Source organism: Coprococcus sp. AM14-16, from assembly GCF_003434675.1.
GTDB lineage: Bacteria > Bacillota > Clostridia > Lachnospirales > Lachnospiraceae > Coprococcus > Coprococcus aceti.
Map to the genome: position 1 here is coordinate 1370027 of NZ_QTLL01000001.1, position 6213 is coordinate 1376239.

The following is a 6213-nucleotide window of genomic DNA, read 5'->3' on the forward strand; positions in this document are numbered from 1 at the left end:
AAATCAATATGTTATTCAATGTGCTTTATGAAATAATCACTTGACTTTCTAAACATAAAAAAGAACTTTTGCACATATATATGCAAAAGTTCTTTTTTTATATACACTATATATTATTTTCTTATCTTTCTCACTGATACAACCACAAGTGCCGCCGCTACGATTCCGGTAAATATGTATATTGGAAGTCTGTCTCCTGTCTGTGGTGCCTTTCCTGCCTGTGATACACCCGCAGTCTGAGGATCATCATCATCCGGTATATCTATGTCATCCTTGACAAACACTGCAAGCTGTCCATCCGATGGGAATTCTGCCAGAAGAACTCCGCTCTCTACGCTGAATGGGATCTTGGTCCATTCTCCGTCATCCGGAAGAAATCTCACCTGAACTGTCATATCACTGGTGATGGCCGCTCCTCTGATCTTTGTCGTCTCTATCTCAGAATAATCATAATCATTCACCGCTGTAACTGAGAACACTGCAAGAGTTGAATATCCATCCAATGATTTATCTCCAAGCACCTCCGATGGTGCATCTCCAAGCATGAGATTGTCAATATCCGCTATAGTTGTATCCGCCTCGGATATGAGAATGTGTGTCGAATCTGTCTCATAATCATTCTCCGGGCTGTTATTCGCAAATGCTGTTGTTCCGCAGCCTAATGTTATCGCTACCGCTGCAAGCCAGGCTGCCACTTTTCTCTTAAATGAAGCTGCCTTCCCCAATCTTGTTGTCATAACCTTCACTCCTTGTCTCCCTGATGTCCTTCTCCTGACATCATACTTTGTTCCAAAGTATACCATCATAAAAAGAGAGCGTCAATTGTGCAAAACTCCCTTTTTTATCTGGCCTCCGCTTCTATTTCCCCTGTGAGTACCGACTGCACGATCCATCTTTTTCCATCCATTCCACAACATGTAGAAAGAGTCAGCAGTCTGCTGTCAACATCTATTTTTTGGTCATTTTGCACAACCCCAGTATCAAAATTCTCGTCAAATATTCCATCTATGTACGACCGTCTGCCTTTTTTGTCAGAGAAATCATTGTATGTGAATATATGTCTGTCATTTGTCCTGTATGCAGCAAACACCGTATAACACAGCGTACTGTTTGGTGTGTATACATACACATTCCTGTTGTTTCTGAGGAATTCCTCATCCTCATAATTGTGCAGAGTCTTGAACATAGTTCCACTGGACATGTTGTGTCCATACATGACCGTATCAAAATCCGAAAATTCTCTGGAATTTGCAGAGTCTATGAAGATTGCTCCATCAGGGCTGTACTCCCCATATGCATCATGGCTCAGATAATAGCTGTTGTCACTGCCCTGCAGTACCGCATAATCGACATCTGTTCCAGGTATGTATATCCACGCACATATATCCTGATTCTTTTTCTGAAGTTCATCAAAGTCCACCTTCACATGCGGGAATATCACATCATCAATTCCTGCATCCTGCTTGGACGAGGCATAGCTCTCCGTAGCTCCATCTGTTCCATAATCCACATACTCCCTGAGTGCCCGGTTTGCACGGTTGCTCCGGTTATGTGCAAACGCATATCTCACGATCAGGCAGATGCACACCAGCAAAACCACCGATGATACCCCCAAGACTACCTTCCATAAGAGCTTCTTACGCTCTCCTCCCGGTTCGGTCATCACTGCCTCTGTCTCAGGACTGTCGGTATTTCCATTTTCTGCGTGACTTTCCCGCTCATTGTCCTCGACAACGGATTGCGCGAGCGCCACCGCCTCTGCAATTTTTCTTTCTAATTCTTCCTGTCTATCATCGTTCTGCATACAGGCATTACTCCACTTCTCTGTAGAACATTTCGACAAGCTGCTCCTTTAACGCCGCATCGTCAACAATATATTCATCATAATAATTCTCTCTCTCATATGAACCCGGGAGCTCATACATTCCGTCATCAGTAAACTCCGCCCCGGCAAATTTCCACGCCAGATACAGCATCCCGGTTCTGGATATGTCTGTTGATATATATCCCGACATCTGTTCATACATATCCCATATCTTCAGGGGATTTCTCTTAAGCTTTTCCTTTAGCAGGCCGCACCATGCACACATGTACTGCTTCTGCCTGTCCATACGGGCGGCATTTGTTCCTATATCCTCCGAGGCACTGTTGCGCTCCGTCACATAATATACCGCCTGCTCCCCCGACAGTGTCACTGTCTCGCCCTGGCGTATATCTGCTCTGTCCAGATCCTCCATGGCTTTCACCGTCACTCCGCCGACAAGCTCGTTCATCTTGCTGATCCCATCAAAGTCAAGCGTCACATATGCATGTATCGGAAGTCCGTCAAGCAGTTCTGATACCGTATATTCCGTGAGTTCCGCACCGTCAGCCACATCACTGCCATATGAAAATGCCAGTGCTGCCTGAAGATTCTGGGTCGTGATATATTTGCCCGCAACACCAAATACCTTGACAGGTGCCAGAGTATCCCTGTTGATATTCAGGCATCTTATCGTCTTGTCCCTGACATTGAGTGTGACAAGTATCAGGGCATCCCCCTGTCCCACGGTGTCAGCCTCTCCTCTGGCATCCACACCGATACACAGTATATTAATGTTGTCTTCATCATACATGTAGCTGTGACCTTCATACAGCATTTCAGCATCCCTGGATCTTTGTCCTCTGAGGGAGCTTCTGCCCGCATGAAGATATGCCGCACATACCAGGATCACCGCCACAACTATAGCCAGAACAGCCACGGCTGCTATGAGTAATTTTTTCTTAACTTTACTGTTACTTTTCATGTTCATGTTCTCAAAAAGCGGCACGGAAACTTCCGTGCCGCTCTTGTTCTTATCTTATATGCCTGACGAACTGCAATGCATCAATATTTCTTATCGATTATGCATACAGTGGATACTTCTCTACAATGCTCTTTACAAGCTGCTCAGCCTTTGCCTTATCATTGTCAAGGACTGCTGCCTTTATGGCGTCTGCTATGATCTCCATGTCAGCCTCATTTGCACCTCTTGTGGTAACGGCTGGTGTACCAAGTCTTATTCCACTTGTTACAAATGGTGACTTAGGGTCGTTTGGAACAGTGTTCTTGTTTGCTGTGATATGAACCTCGTCAAGAAGCTTCTCAACTTCCTTACCTGTAAGTCCAAGTCTCTTGAGATCCATGAGCATCAGATGATTGTCTGTTCCGCCTGATACAATATCAAATCCTCTTGCCATGAGTGCCTTTGCAAGTGCTGCCGCATTCTTGACAACCTGCTCCTGATATGCCTTGAACTCAGGTGTAAGAGCCTCCTTGAAGCATACTGCCTTACCGGCTATCACATGCATGAGAGGACCGCCCTGGATTCCAGGGAATACTGCCTTGTTGAAATTGAACTTCTCATTTATCTCGTTGCTGCACATGATCATACCACCACGAGGTCCGCGGAGAGTCTTGTGCGTTGTGGTTGTTGTCACATGGGCATATGGGATTGGGCTCATGTGAAGTCCTGCTGCCACAAGTCCGGCGATGTGAGCCATATCGACCATAAGATATGCTCCAACCTCATCAGCGATCTCTCTGAATCTCTTGAAATCAATAGCTCTGGCATATGCTGAAGCTCCTGCTACGATAAGCTTTGGCTTGCACTCCTTTGCGATCTCGAGAACTCTGTCATAATCTATAAATCCGTCATCGTTTACACCGTATGGCACGCAGTGGAAATACTTTCCAGACATGTTGACCGGTGAACCGTGGGTGAGATGTCCGCCGTGATCAAGATTCATTCCCATAAATGTATCGCCAGGATTAAGTATTGCGAAGAATACTGCCATGTTTGCCTGTGCTCCTGAGTGTGGCTGTACATTCACATACTCACAGCCAAACAGCTCCTTGGCTCTCTCTCTCGCAAGGTCCTCAACAACATCCACATACTGACATCCACCGTAATATCTCTTACCAGGATATCCCTCTGCATACTTGTTGGTGAGATGGCTGCCCATGGCTGCCATAACCGCCTTTGATACTATATTCTCGGAAGCTATGAGCTCCAGATTGTTATTCTGTCTGTTGAACTCGTCTGTCATTGCTGCCGCTACTTCTGGATCTACCTTTGTTATCTCGTCAAAACTGAACATCGAATTTACCTCCATCAAAAATTTGTTCCTATTATACTCATATATATCACTGTTTTTCAACAGTAAAATTTAACATGTCCTTGTACTGGCCATACTCGTACTCATCATAAAAATATTCCTCAGGTCTTGCGGATATTCCAAGCTCGTCATACCATTCGCTGAGAAGCTTCTCTCTGAGCTTTGTCTTTGTTGGCTCCGCCAGCGTGTTGTAGTTCCACAGGCTGAAGTGAAGAGCGTAATTTATATAGTCCTTCTCTATCTCTGTGTACAGACCGTGATCCTTCAGCATCTGTCTGAGTGCCAGCAGCATGTGATAGAAGTTATCCCACGACTTCTCTCTGGTCTTGGACAGCGAATCCCGGGTATCCACTCTTCTGTGAATGAGTATCTCACTTACTGTACATATGCGCTCCGCCAGCACCAGCGCGCTGAACACGAACAGCGCATCATTTGTAGTTCTCTGCTCTTGGAATTTCAGATCATTCTTCATCACAAATTCCCTGAGATACAGCTTATCCCACGCCCATCCCACAAATGCTCTGAATATATTTGTGGATATCTGTCTGCGGTTAAACGGCTCATACGGTGGAAGTGCCCACTCTATCATGGCCCACTTCTCATATACATACTCCTCAGTATCCATGTTGTACTGGTCTGATTTGTAAATAACTATCTCCGCCTGCTCCTCCTCGGCTCTGCGGAAAGCCTTCTCTACCATCTCAGGCTCGTAGAAATCGTCGCAGTCGAGAAACAGTATATATTTTCCTGTTGCCTCCTGCATTCCGCGGTTTCTTGCCGCACCCGCTCCGGCATTCTTCTCTCTTATAAGTACGATCCTGTCATCCTTCTGCGCATACTGTTCTATGATCTGCGCCGAATTATCGGTGGATCCATCGTCAACGCATATTATCTGTATATTTCTAAGGGTCTGTCCGGTTATCATGTCCAGACATCCCTCTATGTAACTCTCCGCATTGTATACTGTCAACACAATCGATACATCAATCACTGATACACCCCCTCCATCTCATCTGTTAGTTCCTATGCAAAAGCTTCTTTACAGCCTTCTTCAGTGTCACCGGAACAAACATCACAGCCTTGCCCACACGGAACGTGGTGGATGTCTCGTATTTGATCCGCTGGGCTTCCATATCTCTTCTGAGTCCATCTGCTTCTCTGTGACTCTCGTCCAGCTCTTCAGCGCGTCGTCCCAGTTCATTGTTAAGGTCAAATATCTTTTTACTGTAGACTGCCTTACCGAGATAATATCTCTTGAGGAATCCCGGATCCTTTGCAAGGACATAGAGTCCGGTCTTCTCCTCCTGGCTGAACAGTTCCTGGTCAAGCTCATCAAGCTCCATGCTCCTGTGGAAGTCCACAGCCATGCGCTCCGCAAACTGCCAGCCCGCATCCTCTGTCATCCAGTGAAGCATCTCATAGTAACATCTCCATCTTTGAAGCGTGTAATATCCCTTCCATTTCTCCCACACAGACCAGTCCTGCATGAGATGATCCTTTATGCGGTCGTAGGTTATATTGACCGTGTACGCCGCATCCACATCGTCTATCCACACTGTGTCTATCTCAACTCTGTCACACATGTCACAGGCTGCAAACATCGCCCTATCAGCATGTGCAAATGCCATCCACAATATATACAGATCAGGAAACAGCCCCTGCTGATGTGCCTCCACTCCGTCGCAGTATGTGTCCAGAAAGCTTCTGCTGTAAAGCCCCGCGCACACATGCCGTATCGCTATCGATATCTCAGGAGACGATGCCAGGCTCATAACCACTTCCCGCTGGACACTGTCATCCATTCTGTCATCAAACACTCCGATAAATTCCAGTTTTCCCTGCACGGCCCTTTCTGCCAAATGCTTCACAGCCTCCTCCGAAACAGCCACGCATGGTCTCGCCAGAAAAACATAATCGCCAAGATCTATCTTTTTTAAGCTTACATTCTCTGTACTCACTCCCTGCCCTCCTCATGTAAATTTCAAATAATATACCGAACATTTTTCACCAGCGCCAATTATACCATTAATTTCATTTTTTGTGAATACAGAGAAGGGCGCAGGAGTAATACTCCTG

Annotated in this window: 6 protein-coding genes; all 6 read right to left on the minus strand. The window is 46.0% G+C overall.

The window, feature by feature from the left end; genetic code table 11:
- Positions 1-113 precede the first annotated feature (113 nt).
- Positions 114-737: a hypothetical protein gene (locus tag DW159_RS06040; protein ID WP_117549475.1), complete on the minus strand. Its 624-nt coding sequence runs from the start codon at positions 735-737 to the stop codon at positions 114-116.
- 104 nt (positions 738-841) lie between these two features.
- Entirely contained in the window at positions 842-1804 is a 963-nt protein-coding gene (srtB, locus tag DW159_RS06045) for a class B sortase (protein ID WP_117549356.1), read from the minus strand.
- A gap of 7 nt (positions 1805-1811) precedes the next feature.
- Positions 1812-2786: an LCP family protein gene (locus DW159_RS06050; protein ID WP_158547582.1), complete on the minus strand. Its 975-nt coding sequence runs from the start codon at positions 2784-2786 to the stop codon at positions 1812-1814.
- 97 nt (positions 2787-2883) lie between these two features.
- Positions 2884-4119, minus strand: a complete 1236-nt coding sequence (glyA, locus tag DW159_RS06055; RefSeq protein ID WP_015533968.1) for a serine hydroxymethyltransferase — start codon at positions 4117-4119, stop codon at positions 2884-2886.
- A 46-nt stretch (positions 4120-4165) separates the two neighbouring features.
- Complete coding sequence (locus tag DW159_RS06060) at positions 4166-5128, minus strand: glycosyltransferase family 2 protein (protein WP_117549360.1); 963 nt, start codon at positions 5126-5128, stop codon at positions 4166-4168.
- A 25-nt stretch (positions 5129-5153) separates the two neighbouring features.
- Entirely contained in the window at positions 5154-6095 is a 942-nt protein-coding gene (locus DW159_RS06065) for a hypothetical protein (protein ID WP_117549362.1), read from the minus strand.
- Positions 6096-6213: the final 118 nt, after the last annotated feature.

What these genes read in the sequence shown, in the direction of transcription:
- DW159_RS06050 (WP_158547582.1), bottom strand. Translation starts at nt 2,786, where the DNA reads ATGAAAAGTAACAGTAAAGTTAAGAAAAAATTACTCATAGCAGCCGTG.
- DW159_RS06040 (WP_117549475.1), bottom strand. Translation starts at nt 737, where the DNA reads ATGACAACAAGATTGGGGAAGGCAGCTTCATTTAAGAGAAAAGTGGCA.
- srtB (WP_117549356.1), bottom strand. Translation starts at nt 1,804, where the DNA reads ATGCAGAACGATGATAGACAGGAAGAATTAGAAAGAAAAATTGCAGAG.
- glyA (WP_015533968.1), bottom strand. Translation starts at nt 4,119, where the DNA reads ATGTTCAGTTTTGACGAGATAACAAAGGTAGATCCAGAAGTAGCGGCA.